Annotated in this window: 20 protein-coding genes; 7 read left to right on the forward strand and 13 right to left on the reverse strand. The window is 66.8% G+C overall.

Translation table 11 applies throughout. The annotated features are described in order from the left end of the window. Positions 1-64 precede the first annotated feature (64 nt). Positions 65-1,330 (reverse strand): inorganic phosphate transporter, encoded by a 1,266-nt coding sequence (locus E5198_RS09785; protein ID WP_136489812.1) that lies wholly within the window; start codon positions 1,328-1,330, stop codon positions 65-67. A gap of 39 nt (positions 1,331-1,369) precedes the next feature. Then, positions 1,370-2,047 (reverse strand): TIGR00153 family protein, encoded by a 678-nt coding sequence (locus tag E5198_RS09790; protein ID WP_136489813.1) that lies wholly within the window; start codon positions 2,045-2,047, stop codon positions 1,370-1,372. A gap of 184 nt (positions 2,048-2,231) precedes the next feature. On the opposite strand from E5198_RS09790, the gene E5198_RS09795 reads away from it, so the two are divergent. The 3 genes from E5198_RS09795 (at position 2,232) to E5198_RS09805 (ending at position 7,107) form a co-directional block, all read left to right on the forward strand. Further along, positions 2,232-3,704, forward strand: coding sequence for an inorganic phosphate transporter (locus E5198_RS09795; protein ID WP_136489814.1), 1,473 nt, complete (start codon positions 2,232-2,234; stop codon positions 3,702-3,704). Between the two features lie 90 nt (positions 3,705-3,794). After that, positions 3,795-5,156, forward strand: coding sequence for an inorganic triphosphatase (locus E5198_RS09800; protein WP_136489815.1), 1,362 nt, complete (start codon positions 3,795-3,797; stop codon positions 5,154-5,156). Between the two features lie 175 nt (positions 5,157-5,331). Then, complete coding sequence (locus E5198_RS09805) at positions 5,332-7,107, forward strand: GspE/PulE family protein (protein ID WP_372239876.1); 1,776 nt, start codon at positions 5,332-5,334, stop codon at positions 7,105-7,107. Positions 7,108-7,243: 136 nt separating this feature from the next. Here the strand turns inward: E5198_RS09805 and E5198_RS09810 are convergent, their stop codons facing one another. The 10 genes from E5198_RS09810 to E5198_RS09855 form a co-directional block, all read right to left on the reverse strand. Next, a complete protein-coding gene (locus E5198_RS09810) occupies positions 7,244-7,675 on the reverse strand; it encodes a heme-binding protein (protein ID WP_136489817.1) in 432 nt (143 codons plus the stop codon). 46 nt (positions 7,676-7,721) lie between these two features. After that, positions 7,722-8,177 (reverse strand): homoprotocatechuate degradation operon regulator HpaR, encoded by a 456-nt coding sequence (gene hpaR / locus E5198_RS09815; RefSeq protein WP_136489818.1) that lies wholly within the window; start codon positions 8,175-8,177, stop codon positions 7,722-7,724. Between the two features lie 86 nt (positions 8,178-8,263). Next, complete coding sequence (gabD, locus tag E5198_RS09820; RefSeq protein WP_136489819.1) at positions 8,264-9,718, reverse strand: NADP-dependent succinate-semialdehyde dehydrogenase; 1,455 nt, start codon at positions 9,716-9,718, stop codon at positions 8,264-8,266. Positions 9,719-9,739: 21 nt separating this feature from the next. Beyond that, positions 9,740-10,543: a 4-hydroxy-2-oxoheptanedioate aldolase gene (gene hpaI / locus E5198_RS09825; protein WP_136489820.1), complete on the reverse strand. Its 804-nt coding sequence runs from the start codon at positions 10,541-10,543 to the stop codon at positions 9,740-9,742. A 10-nt stretch (positions 10,544-10,553) separates the two neighbouring features. After that, positions 10,554-11,357 (reverse strand): 2-oxo-hept-4-ene-1,7-dioate hydratase, encoded by an 804-nt coding sequence (gene hpaH, locus E5198_RS09830; protein WP_090349862.1) that lies wholly within the window; start codon positions 11,355-11,357, stop codon positions 10,554-10,556. A 32-nt stretch (positions 11,358-11,389) separates the two neighbouring features. Beyond that, positions 11,390-11,797 (reverse strand): 5-carboxymethyl-2-hydroxymuconate Delta-isomerase, encoded by a 408-nt coding sequence (locus E5198_RS09835; RefSeq protein WP_136489821.1) that lies wholly within the window; start codon positions 11,795-11,797, stop codon positions 11,390-11,392. An 11-nt stretch (positions 11,798-11,808) separates the two neighbouring features. Beyond that, a complete protein-coding gene (gene hpaD / locus E5198_RS09840; RefSeq protein ID WP_136489822.1) occupies positions 11,809-12,729 on the reverse strand; it encodes a 3,4-dihydroxyphenylacetate 2,3-dioxygenase in 921 nt (306 codons plus the stop codon). Positions 12,730-12,866: 137 nt separating this feature from the next. Further along, entirely contained in the window at positions 12,867-14,327 is a 1,461-nt protein-coding gene (gene hpaE / locus E5198_RS09845) for a 5-carboxymethyl-2-hydroxymuconate semialdehyde dehydrogenase (protein WP_136489823.1), read from the reverse strand. A 10-nt stretch (positions 14,328-14,337) separates the two neighbouring features. After that, positions 14,338-15,117 (reverse strand): fumarylacetoacetate hydrolase family protein, encoded by a 780-nt coding sequence (locus tag E5198_RS09850; RefSeq protein WP_136489824.1) that lies wholly within the window; start codon positions 15,115-15,117, stop codon positions 14,338-14,340. 11 nt (positions 15,118-15,128) lie between these two features. After that, on the reverse strand, positions 15,129-15,878 hold the full coding sequence (locus tag E5198_RS09855; RefSeq protein ID WP_136489825.1) for a fumarylacetoacetate hydrolase family protein: 750 nt from the start codon (positions 15,876-15,878) through the stop codon (positions 15,129-15,131). 203 nt (positions 15,879-16,081) lie between these two features. On the opposite strand from E5198_RS09855, the gene hpaA reads away from it, so the two are divergent. Further along, positions 16,082-17,020 (forward strand): 4-hydroxyphenylacetate catabolism regulatory protein HpaA, encoded by a 939-nt coding sequence (gene hpaA, locus E5198_RS09860; protein WP_136489826.1) that lies wholly within the window; start codon positions 16,082-16,084, stop codon positions 17,018-17,020. A gap of 30 nt (positions 17,021-17,050) precedes the next feature. Here hpaA and E5198_RS09865 read toward each other — a convergent pair whose 3' ends face one another. Then, complete coding sequence (locus E5198_RS09865; protein WP_136489827.1) at positions 17,051-18,298, reverse strand: OprD family porin; 1,248 nt, start codon at positions 18,296-18,298, stop codon at positions 17,051-17,053. A gap of 598 nt (positions 18,299-18,896) precedes the next feature. Between E5198_RS09865 and E5198_RS09870 the strand changes: the two genes are divergently transcribed. The 3 genes from E5198_RS09870 to E5198_RS09880 form a co-directional block, all read left to right on the forward strand. After that, positions 18,897-19,919 (forward strand): TRAP transporter substrate-binding protein, encoded by a 1,023-nt coding sequence (locus E5198_RS09870; protein WP_136489828.1) that lies wholly within the window; start codon positions 18,897-18,899, stop codon positions 19,917-19,919. Between the two features lie 8 nt (positions 19,920-19,927). Beyond that, complete coding sequence (locus E5198_RS09875) at positions 19,928-20,455, forward strand: TRAP transporter small permease (RefSeq protein WP_136489829.1); 528 nt, start codon at positions 19,928-19,930, stop codon at positions 20,453-20,455. Continuing rightward, a partial coding sequence (locus tag E5198_RS09880) for a TRAP transporter large permease subunit (protein WP_136489830.1) occupies positions 20,452-20,702 on the forward strand: 251 nt, incomplete at its 3' end. The genes E5198_RS09875 and E5198_RS09880, both read left to right, overlap by 4 nt.

Genomic DNA, 20,702 nt, shown 5'->3' on the forward strand with positions numbered 1-20,702 from the left:
ATGATAGGCCGCGCGGGCCGAGGGGGAAACCGCCGCGCCCGCACGGGCAGGCGCGGCGGCCGGATCAGGCGAAGATCGCCTGGAGGATCTCGAAGAACAGGATCGCCAGGATGGCGCCGGCCGGCAGGGTGATGATCCACGACATGAAGATCCGCCCGATCACGCCGAGGTTCAGCGCGCCGATGCCGCGGGCCAGGCCGATGCCCAGCACGGCGCCGACCAGGGTGTGGGTGGTGGACACCGGCAGGCCGATGGCCGAGGCGCCGACCACGGTGGAGGCGGTGGCCAGCTCGGCGGCGAAGCCGCGGCTGGGGGTCAGTTCGGTGATCTCCTTGCCGATGGTGGCGATCACCTTGTAGCCGTAGGTGGCCAGACCGATGACGATGCCGACGGCACCGAGCAGCAGCACCCAGCCCGGCACCGCCGACTTGGCGCCGACCGCCATGTCGCCACCGGACTGGATCACGCCGACGATCCCGGCCAGCGGACCGACTGCGTTGGCCACATCGTTGGCGCCGTGGGCGAAGGCCATCGAGCAGGCGGTGAACACCATCAGCACGGCGAACACCTTCTCCACGCTGGCGTAGTGGAAGCCCTTGTCCGCCTCGGCATCCACCTGGATGCGGGAGAGGATGGCCATGCCGAGCAGCATCACCAGCACGCCGATGCCCAGCGCCAGCAGGAGGCCCTGGCCACTGGAAAGGTGCAGGCCGACGTGCTTGAGGCCCTTGGTCACGGTCATCAGCGCGACCATGAAACCGGTGAGGAACATGTAGAACGGCACGAAGCGCTTGGCGTTGCGGAACGGCTCGTCGGTGTCGATGATCAGCTTCTGCACGCTGACGAACAGGCCGAAGGCGACCAGGCCGGAGAGGAACGGAGTGACCACCCAGCTGGCGACGATCGGGCCGATGGCGCCCCACTGCACCGCGTCCATCGACACGCCGACCGCGGCGAAGCCGATCACCGCGCCGACGATGGAGTGGGTGGTGGACACCGGCCAGCCCTTGGCGGTGGCCACCAGCAGCCAGGTGCCGGCCGCCAGCAGCGCCGACATCATGCCCAGCACCATCAGGTCGGGGGAGATGGCCTCGGCATCGACGATGCCGTTCTTGATGGTCTCGGTCACCTCGCCGCCGGCGAGGTAGGCACCGCAGAACTCGAAGACCATGGCGATCAGGATCGCCTGCTTGATGGTCAGCGCGCGCGAGCCGACCGAGGTGCCCATGGCGTTGGCCACGTCGTTGGCGCCGACGCCCCAGGCCATGAAGAAGCCGAAGGCGCAGGCGAGTACGAGGAGTACGAAGCCGTAATCCGCAATAAGAGACATAGGAGGTTTCTCGTTGATCCCAGACAGAACACCGGCGCATCAGCGCGCCAGCAGTTGCTCCAGACGGTTGCCGACCCGCTCGGCGCGGTCGGCCACGTCACCGATCCATTCGATGATCTGGTAGAGGAACATCACGTCGACCGGCGGCAGGTCCTTCTCCAGCTTGAACAGGCCGCGGCGCACCTCGACCTGCAGGCGGTCGGTGTCGTGCTCGATGACCTCGATCTCCTCGACCATCTTCTCCACGAGGGTCGCCTCGCGGCCGGCGAAGCCGGTCTCGAGCAGCTCGTCCAGCTCGTTCATCGCCTTCAGCGCCTGGGCGCTGGCATCGACGGTGCGCTGCACGTAGGCCAGCATCAAGGGCTGCAACGGACCGGGAATGGTCATCTGGCGGCCCAGCATCAGGCCGGCGATGTCCTTGGCGCGGTTGGCCACCTTGTCCTGCACGCTGAGCAGCTCCAGCAGATCCGAGCGCGGCACCGGCAGGAACAGGCTCTTGGGCAGGTGGATGCGCACGCTCTTCTTGAGCTTGTCGGCTTCCTGCTCGAGGCGCGACATCTCCTGCTGGATCTGCTCGACCCGCGGCCAGTCCTCGGCGACGACGGCCTGGAAGAATGGCAGGAGATTCGCAGCGCACTCGTGCGCCTTGGCGATGTGCTGTTGCATCGGCCCGATGGGGGAGCGCCCGAACAGACTGACGAAGGGATTGATCGGCATGGGTGAGACCCTGTTGGAAAGAATCCTGATTATAAAGCTTTCGTGACATCCCGCTCAGCCGACGGCAAAACTCCCCTGCACGCAAGCGTATGCAGGTGTTTCGCCGCCTCCGGGCAGAAGGCCATACGGTCCGCACGGCCTTCTGGCATAATCGCGCCCCCAACAAAACCGCAAGAAAACCTTCATGTTCGATCTCTTCAGCGGACTGGATGCCTGGGTCGTGGTCAGCCTGATCCTCGCCCTCTTATTCGTCCTCAGCTTCGAGTTCATCAACGGTTTCCATGACACCGCCAATGCGGTAGCCACGGTGATCTACACCAACGCGATGCCGCCGCATCTGGCGGTGATCTTCTCGGGCATCTTCAACTTCCTCGGCGTGCTGCTCGGCGGCGTCGGCGTCGCCTACGCCATCGTCCACCTGCTGCCGGTGGAGCTGCTGATCAACGTCGACACCGGCAGCGGCCTGGTGATGGTGTTCGCCCTGCTCACCGCGGCCATCGCCTGGAACCTCGGCACCTGGTACTTCGGCATCCCGGCTTCCAGCTCGCACACCCTGATCGGCTCGATCCTCGGCGTCGGCCTGGCCAACGCCATGCTCACCGACATCCCGCTGGGTGACGGGGTGAACTGGCAGAAGGCCATCGACATCGGCATGTCGCTGATCTTCTCGCCGCTGGCCGGCTTCAGCATCGCCGCCCTGCTGCTGCTGCTGCTGCGCAAGCGCTTCCCGGTCAACAAGATGCACGACACCCCGCACATCCGCTCGCAGCACAAGGGCAAGAAGCATCCGCCGTTCTGGAACCGCCTGGTGCTGATCCTCTCGGCCATGGGCATGAGCTTCGTGCACGGTTCCAACGACGGTCAGAAGGGCATCGGCCTGATCATGCTGGTGCTGATCGGCATCGTCCCGGCCAAGTTCGTTCTCGACCAGGGCAGCACCACCTACCAGATCGAGCGCACCCGCGACGCCGCCATCCACCTGCAGCAGTTCTACGACCGCAACCACACGCAACTGCAGGACTACCTGGCCCTCGGCAAGAACCGCACCACCGAGCTACCCAAGCACTTCCGCTGCGATCCCAAGCTCACCGAGCCGACCATCGCCGCCCTGCTGCACGACTTCGAAGGCATCACCAACTACCAGGACATGCCGGCCGAGAACCGCATCCAGGTGCGCCGCTACCTGCTGTGCCTGGACGACACGGCGAAGAAGGTCGGCAAGCTCGAGGGCCTGTCCAAGGCCGAGAAGACCGACCTCGAGAAGCTGCGCAAGGACCTCACCGCCACCACCGAGTATGCGCCCTTCTGGGTGATCCTCGCCGTGGCCCTGGCGCTGGGCATCGGCACCATGATCGGCTGGAAGCGCGTGGTGCGCACCGTCGGCGAGAAGATCGGCAAGCAGGGCATGACCTACGCCCAGGGCATGTGCGCCCAGGTCACCGCCGTGTTCGCCATCGGCATGGCCAACGTCTACAGCCTGCCGGTGTCGACCACCCACATCCTCTCCTCCGGCGTGGCCGGCACCATGGTCGCCAACCGCAGCGGCCTGCAGGGCGGCACCATCCGCACCATCCTGATGGCCTGGGTGCTGACCCTGCCGGCGTCGATGGCACTGAGCGCCGCCTTCTTCTGGGTGGGCAGCAAGCTGTTCGTCTGAGCGATAATGCCGTGGTGATCTCGAGAGGGGGCTTCGGCCCCCTTTCCCTTTATGGCCGCCCGATGCGGCTCAACCACCTGTGAGTCGATGATGGTCAAGGAAACCGAAATCAAGCTGCGCGCCAGTCGCGCCACCCTCGCCGCCCTGCGCGAGCACCCGCTGCTGAAGAAGCGCAACAAGAGCGGCTGGCAGCACGCCGAGCTGTTCAACCAGTACTTCGACACCCCCGAGCGCGACCTGGCCCGCGCCCGCGTCGCCCTGCGCCTGCGCCGCGACGGCGAGCAGCACATCCAGACCCTGAAGAGCCGCGGCCAGAGCGTCGCCGGGCTGTCCGAGCGCAACGAGTGGGACTGGTACCTGGACAAGGCCAGGCTGGACCTGAAGAAGCTGACCGACGAGTGCTGGCCGGCCGAGCTGGCCGGGCTGGACAAGAAGAGCCTCAAGCCGATCTTCACCACCGACTTCGTCCGCGACCGGGCCGAGATCGCCTGGGGCCGCGGCAAGGCCAAGGTGGTGATCGAGGCTGCGCTGGATCTGGGCAAGGTGATCGCCGGCAAGCAGGAAGAGGAAATCTGCGAGCTGGAGCTGGAGCTGCGCGAGGGCGAGCCCGCCGCGCTGCTGGAGCTGGCCGCCGAACTGGCCGCCACCCTGCCGCTGATGCCCTGCGACATCAGCAAGGCCGAGCGCGGCTACCGGCTGTTCGACCCGGCCTGCTACAGCGTCAGCCTGCCGGAGCCGGCGCTCGACGCGGCCATGACGCTGGACGACGCCTTCGCCGCGCTGGCCTGGCAACTGCTGGGCAACAGCCAGCGACTGGCCGAGCAGTACCGCTTCAACGGCCACTGGAAGCTGCTGGAGCAGTGGCTGCAGCAGCTCATCGACCTGCGCGCCCTGCTCGGCAGCCTCGGCCAGGCCGCGCCGCGCGCCAGCTCGCGCGAGCTGCGCGAAGCGCTGGATGCCCTGCTCGAGGACTGGCGCCCGCACGTGCAGGCCGGCCAGGACGACGACGCCGTGCGCCAGGCCGCTCCCGAGCAGTTCGCCGAGGAACTCGGGCAGACGCGCTGGGGGCTGTTCTCGCTGCAGGCCTCGCGCTGGCTGCTCAGCCGCGCCTGGACCGAGCAGCGCAACGAGCGCGGCCAGCGTGCCGGCGCCGCCGCCTTCGGCCGCTGGCTGGCCCGCCAGCTGGGCGAGGAGATCGCCGCCCTGCCGCTGGAGCGCTACCAGCGCCAGCCCTACGACCTGGCCGAACAGTTGCCGCGCCTGGAGCGCATGGCCGCCTGGCTGCGTCCGGCCCGCGGCGTGCTGGACATCCCCGAGGCCGACCGCCTGTACGGCGAGCTGCACAAGCTGGTCGAGCTGGCCAACCGCCCGGCCGACGAGGAAGTGCTGCAGGCGCGCGCCGCGCAGGTGCAGACCGTGTGGATGCTCAGGGGCTGGAAGGCCCTGAAGTAAGGCGCCGACACCCGTAGGGTGCGCCGCGCGCACCACCCACCGTGCGCGGGTGCGCAGGGCGCCCTACGGCAAGGTCGATCACCCGAAACATGATCCACCCCGGCGACAGCCCTGGCGTTTCCCGGCATGCTGGCGCCCTGCTCCAGCTGCCCGCCCGAGGAATCCGATGACCGCCATGACCACGCCCGTCCAGGACCGCTGGCTCGACCTCAACGACCTGCTGCGCGAACTGATCCAGCGGGGGCGCATCGACCAGGCGGAGGCCGAGCAGTGCCTGGCCATCCGCCGCAGCAGCCTCAACACCCAGCAGCACCCGCTGGAGTTCCTCGCCGCCCAGCAGCTCGACGACCGCGCCCGACCGGGACGCAAGCTCGACCTGGAGAGTCTGACCCAATGGCTGGCCGAGTACGCCGGGCAGCCCTACCTGCGCATCGACCCGCTGAAGATCGACGTCGCCGCGGTCACCCCGCTGATGTCGCACGCCTTCGCCCAGCGCCACCGGATCCTCGCCGTGGCGGTGGACAGCGAGAGCGTGACCATCGCCAGCGCCCAGCCGTTCGTCACCAGCTGGGAGGCCAACCTCACCCACGTGCTCAAGCGCAGCATCCGCCGCGTGGTGGCCAACCCGGCGGACCTGCAGCGCTTCACCCAGGAGTTCTACCGCCTGGCGCGCTCGGTCAGCGGCGCCTCGGCCTCCGAGCAGAAGATCAGCGGGGTCGGCAACTTCGAGCAGCTGCTCAATCTGGGCGCGGCGGACGGCGAGCCGGACGCCAACGACGCGCACATCGTCACCATCGTCGACTGGCTGTTCCAGTACGCCTTCCAGCAGCGCGCCAGCGACATCCACATCGAGCCGCGCCGCGAGCAGGGCACCGTGCGCTTTCGCATCGACGGCGTGCTGCACAACGTCTACCAGTTCCCGCCGCAGGTGATCATGGCCATCGTCAGCCGCCTGAAGAGCCTCGGGCGGATGAACGTGGCGGAGAAGCGCAAGCCGCAGGACGGCCGGGTGAAGACCAAGTCCCCCGACGGCGGCGAGATCGAGCTGCGCCTCTCCACCCTGCCCACCGCCTTCGGCGAGAAGCTGGTGATGCGCATCTTCGACCCCGAGGTGCTGCTCAAGGGCTTCGACAAGCTCGGCTTCTCCGCCGACGACCTGCGCCGCTGGCAGAGCATGACCGCGCAGCCCAACGGCATCATCCTGGTCACCGGGCCGACCGGCTCGGGCAAGACCACCACCCTGTACACCACCCTCAAGCAGCTGGCGACCGAGGAGGTGAACGTCTGCACCATCGAGGACCCGATCGAGATGATCGAGCCGGCGTTCAACCAGATGCAGGTGCAGCACAACATCGAGCTGACCTTCGCCAGCGGCGTGCGCGCGCTGATGCGCCAGGACCCGGACATCATCATGGTCGGCGAGATCCGCGACCTGGAGACCGCCGAGATGGCCATCCAGGCGGCGCTGACCGGCCATCTGGTGCTGTCCACCCTGCACACCAACGACGCGCCCAGCGCGATCAGCCGCCTGCTCGAGCTGGGCGTGCCGCACTACCTGCTCAAGGCCACCATCCTCGGCGTGATGGCCCAGCGCCTGGTACGCACCCTGTGCCCGCACTGCAAGGCGCCGCACACGCTCGACGCCGCCGACTGGCAGGAGCTGACCCGGCCGTGGAGCGCGCCACTGCCGGGCGGCGCCATGCGCGCGGTGGGCTGCAACGAATGCCGCGACACCGGCTACCGCGGCCGCGCCGGGGTCTACGAGATCATGCTGATGAGCGACGGCCTGAGGCAGCAGATCCACGCCGACACCGACCTCGCCGCGCTGCGCCGCCAGGCGTTCAAGGAGGGCATGCGCAGCCTGCGCCTGTCCGGCGCGCAGAAGGTCGCCAGCGGGCAGACCACCGTCGAGGAAGTGCTGCGGGTCACGCCGCAGAGCGATCAGCGGTAGGTCGGGTTAGCCGCAACGCGGCGTAACCCGACGTGCCGGCCGACAGGCCGGCCATCGGACCCGGGTGATGGGGATGCCTGCGGCATCCATGTCGGGTTACGGCCGGAGGCCTGACCCGACCTACGCCTACGCGGAATTACTGCTTGAGCGCGGCGAGGATCACCGCGACGCCGGCCTGGGCGCACTGCTCGTCCTGCGCCGCGGTGGCGCCGGACACGCCGATGGCGCCGACCACCACCCCGTCGACCTTCACCGGCACGCCGCCGCCGAACATGGCCAGGCGCGGACGCTGCAGCAGGCCGTCGCGCACGCTGGGCGGCATGCTGGCCAGGCGCTCTTCCCAGGCGCTGGTGGCCAGGCCGAAGCCGGCGGCGGTCCAGGCCTTGTCATGGGCGATATCGCGGCTCGGCGCCGGCGCGCCGTCCATGTGCGCCAGGTTGAGCAGCTGGCCGCTGGCGTCGACGATCGACAGGCTGACCCGCACGCCCAGGCGGCGCGCCTCGGCGAGCGCGGCGGGCATGGCCAGCAGGGCCAGGTCGAGGGACAGGGACGGTTGGTTGCGCAGCATCGGACACCTCGGATTCGGCTTGTTGTTGTCGGGAGTCGGTATAGCGTCAGGCGCTCTTGCGCCCGTTGGGCGCGCCGGGCTCGATCCTCGCCAGTTCCTGGAGCAGGCGCATCAGGGTCTGGAAGTTCTCCGGGCCGAACTGGCGCTGGATTTCCTTGTACTGGCGGGCCATCTCGCCGCTCATTTCCTCGAACAGCGCGCTGCCCTTGGGGGTCAGGCTGACGCACAGGCGGCGCTGGTCGTTGACCGGCTTCCAGCGGCGCACCAGGCCGTCGCGCTCCAGGCGCACCAGCACGCCGGTCATGCTCGGACGCAGGATGCAGGCCATCTCCGCCAGCTGGTGGCTTTCCAGTTCGCCGTGCGGGTACTGGCTGAGGATGCGGATCACCCGCCACTGCTGTTCGGTGAGGTCATGCTGGTTGAGCAGCGGGCGGAAGAAGCTCATCGCCGCTTCGCGCGCCTGCAGCAGGGCCAGGGTCAGGGACGGATCTTGTTTGGGCATGGCGGCCATGATGTTCCTACAAAAACGACACGACGCCGCTCCATCCGGAGCGGCGCCATGTTTTACCACAGAAGGCGAACGGGCTCTCAGTTACCGATGCCCAGGCACATGTACTTCATCTCGACATAGTCGTCGATGCCGTACTTGGAGCCTTCGCGACCGGTGCCGGACTCCTTGATGCCGCCGAACGGGGCGATCTCGGTGGAGATGATACCCTCGTTGACGCCGACCATGCCGTACTCCAGCGCCTCGCTGACCCGCCAGGCGCGGCCCAGGTCGCGGGTGTAGACGTAGGAGGCCAGGCCGAACTCGGTGTCGTTGGCCATGGCGATGGCTTCGGCTTCGGTCTTGAAGCGGAAGATCGGCGCCAGCGGGCCGAAGGTCTCGTCGCGCGCCACCAGCATCGCCGGGGTCACCTCGCCGAGCACGGTCGGCTCGAAGAAGCTGCCGCCCAGTGCGTGCGGCTTGCCGCCGGCCAGCACCTTGGCGCCCTTGGCAACGGCGTCGGCGATGTGCTCCTCGACCTTGGCCACCGCCTTGGCGTTGATCAGCGGGCCCTGCTCGGCGCCGGCCTCGTGGGCCGGGGCGACCTTGAGCGCGTTGACCGCGGCCACCAGACGCTTGGCGAACTCGTCGTACACGCCGTCCTGCACCAGGATGCGGTTGGTGCACACGCAGGTCTGGCCGCTGTTGCGGTACTTGGAGGCCATGGCGCCGGCCACCGCGGCGTCCAGATCGGCGTCGTCGAAGACGATGAACGGCGCGTTGCCGCCCAGCTCCATGCTGACCTTCTTCATGGTGTCGGCGCACTGCGCCATCAGCATCTTGCCGATGCCGGTGGAGCCGGTGAACGACAGCTTGCGCACGCTCGGGTTGCGGGTCAGCTCGCCGCCGATGGCGCGGGCGTTGCCGGTGACCACGTTGACCACGCCGGCCGGGATGCCGGCACGGCTGGCCAGTTCGGCCAGGGCCAGCGCCGACAGCGGGGTTTCCGAGGCCGGCTTGATGACGATGGTGCAGCCGGCGGCCAGCGCCGGGCCGGCCTTGCGGGTGATCATCGCGTTGGGGAAGTTCCACGGGGTGATCGCGGCGACCACGCCGATCGGCTGCTTGATCACCACCAGGCGGCGGCCCTGCTTGTCGTGGGGGATCACGTCTCCGTAGATGCGCTTGGCTTCCTCGGCGAACCATTCGATGAAGCTGGCGCCGTAGGCGATCTCGCCGCGGCTCTCGGTCAGCGGCTTGCCCTGTTCCCAGCTGAGCAGGCGGGCCAGGTCTTCCTGGTTGGCCATCATCAGCTCGAACCACTTGCGCAGCAGCGCCGAGCGCTCCTTGGCGGTCTTGGCGCGCCAGGCCGGCAGGGCGGCTTCGGCGGCGGCGATGGCGCGCTCGGTTTCCACGGCGCCCACGGAGGCGACGTTGCAGATCGGCGACAGGTCGGCCGGGTTGGTCACCGCGAAGGTGGCGCCGTCGTCGGCGTCGACCCACTCCCCGCCAATGAAGGCCTGGGTGCGCAGCAGGGTGCTATCGGTCAGTTGCATGGCGAATCTCTCGAAAGGAAGTCAGTAGACGCTGCTGCCGGGCGCGGCCGGCGCCGGTGCAGTACCCTTGAAGTTGGCGGCCAGGGCCTTGAGCGAGCGCATCAAGAGGCTGGTGTCGACGCCCACGGCGACGAAGGCGCAGCCCAGCTCCAGATAGCGGCGGGCCAGCTTCTCGTCGGCGCTGAGGATGCCGGCGGCCTTGCCGGCGGCGCGGATGCGCGCGATGGCACCCTCGATGGCCGCCTGCACCTCCGGATGGCCCGGGTTGCCGCGGTGGCCCATGGCCGCCGACAGGTCGGCCGGACCGATGAACACGCCGTCGACGCCCTCGACCGCGGCGATGGCGTCGAGGTTCTCCAGGCCCTTGAGGCTTTCCACCTGGACCAGCAGGCACATCTGCTCGTCGGCCTCGGCCAGGTAGGTGGCGATGTTGTTCCAGCGCGAGGCGCGCGCCAGGGCGGCGCCGACGCCGCGGATGCCCTTGGGCGGGTAGTGCATGGCGCGCACCAGCTCGGCAGCCTGCTCGGCCGACTCGACCATCGGCACCAGCAGGGTCTGCGCGCCGATGTCGAGCAGCTGCTTGATGACCACCGAATCGCCGATCGGCGGACGGATCACCGCCTGGCTCGGATACGGGGCCACCGCCTGCAGCTGGCCGAGCAGGCCGCGCAGGTCATTGGGCGCGTGCTCGCCGTCGAGCAGCAGCCAGTCGAAACCGGCGTTGGCCGCCAGCTCCGCGCAGTACGGATCGGCCAGGCCGACCCACAGGCCGATCTGCTGTTCGGCGCTCAGGCGCTGCTTGAAGGTGTTGACGGGCATCTGCATGACGGGTTCCTCAGACGAAGCGGCAGGAGATGGAACCCAGCATGTCATAGTCGACATGGAAGGTGTCGCCGGCCTTGGCCGCCACCGGGCGGGTGAACGAGCCGCCGAGGATGATCTGCCCCGGCTCCAGGCTCACGCCGTAGGGCGCCAACTTGTTGGCCAGCCAGGCCACGCCCTTGGCCGGGTGGTTGAGCACCGCGGCGGACACGCCGGACTCCTCGATCACGCCGTTGCGGTAGAGGATCGCCGGCACGCGGCGCAGGTCGACGTCGTGCGGACGGATGGCGCGGCCACCGAGGACGATGCCGGCGTTGGCGGCGTTGTCGGAGATGGTGTCGAACACCTTGCGGGTGATGCCGGTCTCCGGATCGACGTTGTGGATGCGCGCGTCGATGATCTCCAGCGCCGGGATCACGTACTCGGTGGCGTCCAGCACGTCGAAGATGGTGCAGTTCGGGCCGCTCAGCGGCTTGCCGAGGATGAACGCCAGCTCGACCTCGACGCGCGGCACGATGAAGCGGCTCATCGGGATGTCGGAGCCTTCCTCGAACTGCATGTCGTCGAGCAGCACGCCGTGGTCCGGCTCGGTGATGTTGGAGGACACCTGCATGGCGCGCGAGGTCAGGCCGATCTTGTGGCCGATCATCTTGCGGCCGCCGGCGATCTTCTTCTCGACCCAGGCGCGCTGGATGGCGTAGGCGTCGGCGATGGTCATGTCCGGGTTCTCCAGGGAGAACTGGCGGATCTGCTCGCCGGTACGCTCGGCGGTGTCGAGGCGCTCGGCAGCTTGCTGGATCAGTTGGGCGTCAAACATGAAGACCTCGGAACTCTCGATTCTTGGAGCTTTCAATTCTTGGTGAACAGCGGGTGCAGGGTGCTGTGCTTGGCGTCATAGACCTGCGCGCTGCTTTCGTCGATCTGCAGGGTCACGCCGATCGGGCGCTGGGCCAGCAGGCCGTCGAGGCGCGCGCGCAGCACCGCCAGCAGGCTGTCGCCGACCTGCTGGTGCACCGCCGCGCTGCGGCCGCAGCCCATGCGCAGGTTGGCGTAGAAGAAGCCGTAGTCGCCCTTGCCGTCGGCGATCGCCGCGTGCGCCGCCGGGTAGGCCAGCACGCGGGTGCCGCCGGTGGGGAACACCTGGCGGCCGTTCTCGTCGCGCTGTTCGAGCATGCAGTCGGCCAGCTCGCGGCACAGGGAACCGACGTCGACGTCGCGTTCGAGGTCGGGGCTGTAGTAGAGGACCAGATGGGGCATGGCAGCGCTCCTTACAGGCGGCTGGCGGCGATGAAGTCGGGGTTGGAGGCCTGCGCCGCCGGGATGGTCGAGCCGTCCTGCGGGGTGACCGGGAACACGGCGTTGATCTGGCCGGTGCCGGAGGCGGCGAAGTAGGGGGTGATCACTTCGGCCTTGGCGTCGTACTTGCTCCAGCCCAGCGCGCCGAGCAGCATCGCGGTGTCGTGCATGAAGCCTTCGCCGTGACCCTTGACCGCGTACTCCGGCAGCATGGCGCAGAAGGTTTCCCAGTCGCCCTCTTCCCACATCTGGATGACGCGGTGGTCGAGGGTCTCGAGGAACGGGCTCCAGATCTTGGTGGCGAACTCCGGCGCCTGGCCGTTCTGGGCGAAGCGGTGCGACAGCGAGCCGCTGGCGAGGAAGGCCACGGTGCCGTCGTAGTGCTCTTCCACGGCCTTGCGCATGGCCCAGCCCAGGCGGGCGCTGTCGGCCAGATAGTGGGAGGTGCACAGCGCCGAAACCGAGACCACCTTGAAGTGCTGGTCGGCGTTCATGTAGCGCATCGGCACCAGGGTGCCGTACTCCGGCGCCAGGGTGGTGGCGTCGTGGGCCATGGTCTCCACGCCCAGGCGGTTGGCCTCGGCGGCCAGCAGGCGGCCCAGCTCCGGGTTGCCCGGGAACTCGTACTCCATGTTGCTGATGAAGTGCGGCAGCTCGTTGCTGGTGTACAGGCCCTTGAAGTGCGGACCGCAGTTGATGTGGTAGTTGGCGTTGACCAGCCAGTGGGTGTCGAACACCACGATGGTGTCCACGTTCAGCTCGCGGCAGCGGCGGGCGATCTCGATGTGGCCGTCGATGGCCGCCTTGCGGAAGCCCTGGCGCGGGCCGGGCAGCTCGGACAGGTACATGGAGGGAACGTGGGTGATCTTGGCAGCCAGAGCAAGTTTGCCCATGACGATTCTCCTTGCGGCCTCATGCGCGCGGCGCACGCGGCGATGATTCGGGGGGTGCATGGCCGAAAACGGGCAGTCCCCGAGGGGAGCTGCCCGTTCCGACGCGGGCGACCGTCAGACGGTCGCTAGTGGCTGCCTCAGACGCCCCAGCGCGGGATGTGGTGGCTGCCCATGGAGATGCACACGTTCTTGATCTCGGCGAACACCTCGAAGCTGTACTCGCCGCCTTCGCGACCGGTGCCCGAGGCCTTCACGCCGCCGAACGGCTGACGCAGGTCGCGCACGTTCTGGCTGTTGATGAACACCATGCCGGCCTCGATGCCGCGGGCCAGACGGTGGGCCTTGCCGATGTCCTGGGTCCAGATGTAGGAGGCCAGGCCGTACTCGACGTCGTTGGCCAGGCGCAGCGCCTCGGCCTCGTCCTTGAACTTGAGCAGGCAGACCACCGGGCCGAAGATCTCTTCCTGGGCGATGCGCATGCGGTTGTCGACGTCGGCGAACACGGTCGGCTGGATGAAGTTGCCCTTGGCCAGGTGGGCCGGCAGGTTAGCCGGACGCTCCAGGCCACCGGCGACCAGGTTGGCGCCCTCTTCCATGCCGATCTTGATGTAGCCGGTCACCTTGTCGTAGTGCGCCTTGGTGATCATCGAGCCGACCTGGGTCTTCGGATCCTGCGGATCGCCGACGATCAGGCGCTTGGCGCGGGCGGCGAACTCGGCGACGAACTTGTCGTAGACGGTTTCCTGGATGAAGATCCGCGAGCCTGCGGTGCAGCGCTCGCCGTTCAGCGAGAAGATGGTGAACAGCGCGGCGTCGAGGGCGCGATCCAGATCGGCGTCGTCGAAGATCAGCACCGGCGACTTGCCGCCCAGTTCCATGGAGTACTTCTTCAGGCCGGCGGTTTCCATGATCTTCTTGCCGGTGGCGGTGCCGCCGGTGAAGGAGATGGCGCGCACGTCGTTGTGGCGGACCAGGGCGTCGCCGGCGGTGGCGCCGTAGCCCTGCACCACGTTGAGCACGCCGGCCGGGATGCCGGCTTCCAGGGCCAGGCGGCCCAGCTCGTTGGCGGTCAGCGGCGACAGCTCGGACATCTTCAGCACCGCGGTGTTGCCCAGCGCCAGGCACGGCGCGGTCTTCCAGGTGGCGGTCATGAACGGCACGTTCCACGGCGACACCAGGCCACACACGCCGACCGGCTGGTACAGGGTGTAGTTGAGCATCTGGTCGTCCACCGGGTAGGTGTGACCGTTCATGTTGGTGCAGACCTCGGCGAAGAACTCGAAGTTGTGCGAGGCGCGCGGGATCAGCACGTTCTTGGTCTGGTGGATCGGCAGACCGGTGTCCAGGGTCTCCAGCTCGGCCAGCTTCGGCACGTTCTGGTCGATCAGCTCACCCAGCTTGCGCATCAGGCGGGCGCGTTCCTTGGCCGGGGTGTTGGCCCACTTCGGGAAGGCTTCCTTGGCCGCGGCCACGGCCTGGGCGATTTCCTCGGCGCCGCCGCTGGCCACTTCGCAGATCACTTCGCCGGTAGCCGGGTTCAGGTTCTCGAAGACTTCTTTGCTCTCGACCTCACGGCCGTTGATCCAATGCTTGATCATTGCTTAACCCTCACTTGGCTACTGCGGCATTCTTGGCAGCGAAGAAATCGGCTTCGCTGACGATGGTGTTGACGAGGCGACCGACGCCCTCCACTTCCACGACCACTTCGTCGCCCGGGACCACGTCGGCCAGGCCTTCCGGAGTGCCGGTGGCGATCATGTCGCCCGGCTGCAGGGTCATGAACGCGGACAGGTATTCGATCAGGAACGGGATGTCGAAGATCATGTCCGCGGTGGTGCCTTCCTGGCGCAGCTCGCCGTTGATCCAGGTGCGCAGCTTGAGGTTCTGCGGGTCGGCGATCTGGCTGCGGTCGATGATGTACGGGCCGACCGGGGTGGTGCAGTCGCGGTTCTTCACCCGCAGGTTCGGCCGGTAGTAGTTCTCCAGGTAGTCGCGGATGGCGTAGTCGTTGCAGACGGTGTAGCCGGCGACGTAGTCCAGGGCGTCCTCGCGCTTGACGTTGCGCGCGGTCTTGCCGATCACCGCCACCAGCTCGCACTCGTAGTGCATGTAGGCGACGTTGTCCGGACGCCAGGTGATCTGGCGGTGGCCGGTGTAGGTGTTCGGCGCCTTGATGAACACCAGCGGCTCGGTCGGCGCCTTGAACGCCAGCTCGGCGGCGTGGTCGGCGTAGTTCAGACCGAGGGCGAACATGCTGCCGGTGGCCGGCGGCAGCCACTCGACCTGGTCTTCGGCCAGCAGGGTGCCATCGGCCAGACGGACGGCGTTGTCGTCTTCGACGGCGACGTTGTGGACTTCGCCCTGGTAACGGATGCGTGCGTGTTTCATGTTCCGGCTCCTTATTCCGCGACCACGGTGTTGCTGAGGCGACCAACGCCGGCGATTTCGACTTCGACCTTGTCGCCGACGGCGATGTCGACGCGACCTTCCGGCACGCCGGTGATGATCAGGTCACCCGGCTCGAAGGTCATGAACTGGCTGAGGAAGCTGATCAGCTCGGGGATCGAGCGCACGAAGTTGGCGGTGCTGTTCTGCTGGCGGACTTCGCCGTTGACCAGCAGCCTGATCTCCAGGGCGTGCGGATCGGCGATGTCGGCGGCATCGACCACCACCGGGCCGACCGGGCAGAAGGTGTCGCGGCACTTGGCCTTGACCGCCGGGCGGTAGAAGCTGACTTCCGGCAGGGTGACTTCGTTGACCGCGGTGTAGCCGCCGACGTAGTCCATGGCCTCGGCCTCGGAGACGCGGCTGGCGCGCTTGCCGATCACCACGCCCAGCGCAGGTCCCGCCTGGATGGCGTCGACGCCGGCCGGGAAGACGATGTTGCCTTCGTGGCCGACCACGGTGTTCGGGGTCTTGATGTACAGCACCGGGGTCTTCGGCGGAGTCTTGTACGGATCCTGGTTGAACTCGGCAATCTTGCTGTCCAGCAGGCCCTGGTAGTTCAGCGCGATGCCGAACACGGTGCCGCTGAACGGCGCTTTCCAGGCGTCAGGCTTGACGGCCTGGCCATTCACGGACGGTTGACCATTCTCGTCGACCGTCGCCTCGAGGACCTTGCCGTCCACTTCAATCATCGCTCGGCGCATGCCAGCTCTTCTCCACAGACCAGTTGGATAAACCGGCCCCTGCGGACAGGACCCGGCACTCACCATGACCACCGTCGGGCGACGGCCAGTTAACATGTGAACTTTATAATTAACATGTTAATCGTGGTCAAGACCCTCGGCATCGCCCGGTCACGGCGCGGTATCATGAAAAACAGCCCAGAACAGGCGGGAGGCCGCGGATCATGCGGGAAAACGAGCCCATTCCGAACATCAACATCGGCCAGGTCTACGACCAAAGATATGCCGACGAGGACGTGCACTACGAGGCCCTCGGCAAGCTGGCCGACTTCTTCGGCCGCAACATGCCGGTGCACCGCCACGACCGCTTCTTCCAGGTCCACTACGTGACCAGCGGCGCGGCGCGGGTCTATCTCGACGACCGGCAGTACAGCGAGAGCGCCCCGCTGTTCTTCCTCACCCCGCCGACCATCCCGCATGCCTTCGTCACTCATCCGGATAGTGAAGGCCATGTTCTGACCGTGCGCCAGCAGCTGGTCTGGCCGCTGCTCGAGGCGCATCTGAGCCAGTCGGGCGAGCCGCGTCTGGTGTCGCCGACCTGCGTGGCACTCGGCTCGCTGGACGCCAGCTACGCCGGCGAGATCGAGCGCCTCGACCGCCTGTTCGCCATGCTCGCCGAGGAGTTCGCCCAGCACCGGGTGGCGCGCCAGGCCAGCCTGCACGCGCTGACCCAGCTGATCTTCATCACCCTGCTGCGCCTGGCCGCCGAGCCGGTGAAGAACCAGCACGTGCGCCACGACAACCTGCAGATTTTCCACCGCTTCAACGCGCTGATCGAGGACCACTATCGCAAGCACTGGCCGCTGTCGCGCTACGCCGAGGCGATGGGCGTCACCGAGGCGCGCCTCAACGACATCTGCCGGCGCATCGCCGACCTGCCGTCCAAGCGCCTGGTGCACGAGCGGCTGATGCAGGAAGCGCGGCGCCTGCTGCTGTTCACCGCCAGCTCGGTCAACGAGATCGGCTACCAGCTCGGCTTCAAGGACCCGGCCTACTTCACCCGCTTCTTCAGTCGCGAGGCGGGCATGACGCCCAGCGAATACCGCAGCCGCGAGGGCGAACGCGAGGAGGCAGGCGCCGGAAACGAAAAGGCCCGCCGGTGAGGGCGGGCCTTTCGGACTACCGGCTGCGGGTTAGAGCAGCGGCAGGGTGTAGCTGACGATCACGCGGTTTTCGTCGACGTCGCGACCGATAGCCCCGGCCACGTCACTGGCGCGGAAGGTGGTGTTGCGCAGATGGAAGCGCAGCCCCTTCAGAGTGCCGTCCTGCAGGGTGTAGACCAGATCGGTGTCGCGCTCCCACTGCTTGCCGTTGTTGCTGGCGGCAGTTTCGATGTCGTCGGCGTTGACGTAGCGAGCCATCAAGGCCAGACCCGGAATGCCAACCGAGGCGAAGTCGTAGTCGTAACGGACCTGCCAGGCGTCGGTTTCCTGGAGAGTGAAGATCCAGTAGGTGACCAGGTTGATGCTGTACGGATCGGAACCCTGAATGATCGGGAAAGCACCGTCACCTTTCAGCTTCTGGTAGCCGGCGCCGAACTTGTGCGCACCGACGCCCAGGGTGAACATGCCCTGGTACATGTCGTTGTCGATGATACCCAGAGCCTGGTCGCCCTGATCCTTCGAGCCGAAGTAGCGCAGATCGGAGGTCAGGCTCATACCTTCGCCCAGCGGCAGCTTGTGCACCAGGCCACCGAAGTGCTGCTTGTAGGCGTTGTCGTAGTCGCCGTAGTAGTAGCTGGCGGTCAGTTGCGGGTTGAAGACGTAGCTGCCACCGGCGAAGTCGAAGTTATCGATATTGGAGGCGAACTCCTCGTTGTTGCTGGAGTCACGCAGGTTGTACTCGGTCAGACGACCGACATTCAGGGTCAGGCCGTCGATCTCCTGGGAGGTCAGCATGCCGCCGGTGTAGCTACCCGGCAGCAGACGGGTATTGTTGTACTGCACCACCGGCAGGACCGGCTGCAGGGTACCCACGCGCAGAACCGACTTGGAGAGACGCGCTTTTGCGGTCAGGCCCAGCTCGCTGTACTCGTCGTCCGGCACGCCATCGGCACCCACTGGCAGCATGTTGCCGGCAGTACGGCTTTTGCCGGAGTCCAGCTTGACGCCCAGCATGCCGATGGCGTCAACGCCCACGCCGACCGCGCCTTCGGTGAAGCCGGATTCGAACTTGGCGATGAAGCCCTGACCCCAGGTTTCCCCGTAGGACGGATTCACCACAGCGGTGTTCGAACGGAAATCACGGTTCAGATACATGTTGCGCAGCTCGAGGCTCGCCTTGCTGTCTTCGACCAGAGCAGCCTGGGATACGGCAGGGACGGCCATGGCGGCAGCGAGGATGCCAAGGGCCAGTTTCGAGCGCTGAGAGGTCCTGATCATTGTTTTTTTGTCTCCACGGGGACTTATTCGATCAATCGAAGTTTCGTCCGCCAGGCTGGCAGCTTCCTGGCGAACCGGACGCGCCTTTTACCATCCGATTAAGATGTTAACAACCAAATTCTCGATCGGCGATGGGCGACACCCTAACGAACTTCCGCTTCTAAAAACCGCGAAATAACCGTCAAGTCAAGCATGAACGGAATTTTCACAACAACAATCCCCCCCTCCCCCCTCCTTTCGGATGGCTTGACGCTCCACCCCGGCTGTCACACGATTGCAGCGTTAACTTGTTAACGAAACGCGCCCGCGAACGCTCACCACGTGGCCCCGGCCATGCCATCCACCTCCCTGGCGGAGGCAGCAACCGCGGGCGCCGCAGATGAAACGACTGTTCGTGCCTCGCGGAGAGGCGCATGCCAGCAGGCTCGGCTACGCTTTCCCGGGCCTGCGGGGCATGCACGCGCGGCACCGGCACTTCACCTGAGCCACCCGTCACCCAGAGCCCGTAAGCGTCCGTCGAATGCCCAGCAGATTTTTGATGCAATCATTCGATTAACATGTTACTAATCTGGGGACAACAAAAACACGGGAGTATCCCATGAGAACCTTGAAACTCGTTGCCCTCGCTGCCGCCATCGGCGCCGCCTCTGCTGCCCAGGCCGCCGACAGCTACACCCTGAAGGTCGGCCACTTCCTGCCGTCCACCTCCAACGCCCAGGTCAACATCATCGAGCCGTGGTGCGAACAGCTGCGCCAGGAGTCCAATGACCGCCTGAAGTGCCAGCTGTACCCGTCGATGCAGCTGGGCGGCACCCCCGCCAAGCTGGCCGACATGGCGCGCAACGGCGTGGCCGACATTGTCTGGACCGCCCCGGCCTACTCCGCCGGCAAGTTCCCGCGCGTCGAGGTTCTCGAACTGCCGTTCATGCTGCCCTACGGCGGCAAGGCCGGTAACGACATCATCTGGAAGTTCTACGAGCAGTACGCCAAGGACGACTTCAAGGGCTACAAGGTGCTCTCCGTGTTCGGCGACGGCGGCATGGACCTGCACACTCGCGGCAAGGCGGTGAAGACCCTCGAGGACCTCAAGGGCCTGAAACTGCGCGCCTCCAGCCGCACCGCGGCCAAGACCGTGGAAGCCCTCGGCGCCACTCCGGTGAGCATGCCGCCGGCGCAGATGACCGAAGCCATCTCCAAGGGCGTGGTCGACGGCGCCCTGGCCTCCTGGGAAGTGGTTCCGGCCACCAAGCTCGACGAAGTTACCGAGTTCCACAGCGTCGCACCGGAAGGCCAGCACGCCATCGGCTACACCGTGCTGACCATGCTGATGAACCAGAAGAAGTTCGACAGCCTGCCCAAGGACCTGCAGGAAATCATCGACCGCAACAGCGGCCCGGCGCTGAACGACCGCTTCGCCACCGCCTGGGACAAGGCGATGGATGCCGCCCGCAACGCCGCTCCGGCCGAAAGCCGCGTGGCCATCGACGCAGACGCCTACAAGGCCATGCAGGACGCCGCTGCCGGCGTCGCCGATGTCTGGGCCAAGGATGCAAGCGAGAACGGAATCGACGGCAAGGCGCTCGTGGAAGGCGCACGCAACCTGTCCTCCGCTACTCGGTAATACACAAAATGAATGAGTCGCTGTCCTTCGAGAGCGGCCTGACCGCAGAACACGGCGTCTTCCGCCGTGTTCTGCATTACGTCGCCCAGGGCTTCGCCCTGGCCGGCGGTCTGGTCCTGCTGCTGCTCATCAACATGTCGCTGATATCGATCATCGGCCGCAAGCTGTTCAACACGCCGATCCGCGGCGACATCGAGCTGATGGAAATCGGCGCCTCCATCGCCATCGCCGCCTTCCTGCCGCTGTGCGAGCTGCGTGGTACCCACATCAAGGTCGACGCCTTCACCATGAAGGCTTCCCCGCTGGTGCAGCGCACCCTGGACGGCTTCGCCCACCTGCTGTGCCTGGTCGCCGCGCTGATCCTGGCCTGGCGCACCGGCCTGCAGATGTTCGACAACATGGAGTACGGCGACGTCTCCACCCTGCTGTCGATCCCGCTGTGGATCCCGCTGATGTGCATCGTGCCCAGCCTTGTCCTGCTGGCGCTGTGCTCGCTGGCCCGCATCATCGACATGTTCCGTGGAGGTCGCGCATGAGCGGTCTGAGTCTCGGCCTGATTGCCCTGGCCATCACCCTCACCCTGCTGGCCCTGCGCGTGCACATCGGCATCACCATGCTGATCGGCGGTGCCGCCTGCTTCCTCGCGGTCAACGACGGCGACCTGTCCTCGCTGCTGTTCACCCTCAACAACCTGGCCTACTCGCGCCTGTCCAACTACGACCTGGCGGTGATTCCGCTGTTCGTGCTGATGGGCCAGTTCGCCACCCACGGCGGCCTGTCGCG

The sequence above is a fragment of the Pseudomonas sp. A-1 genome (assembly GCF_004801855.1).
Classification (GTDB): Bacteria; Pseudomonadota; Gammaproteobacteria; order Pseudomonadales; family Pseudomonadaceae; genus Geopseudomonas.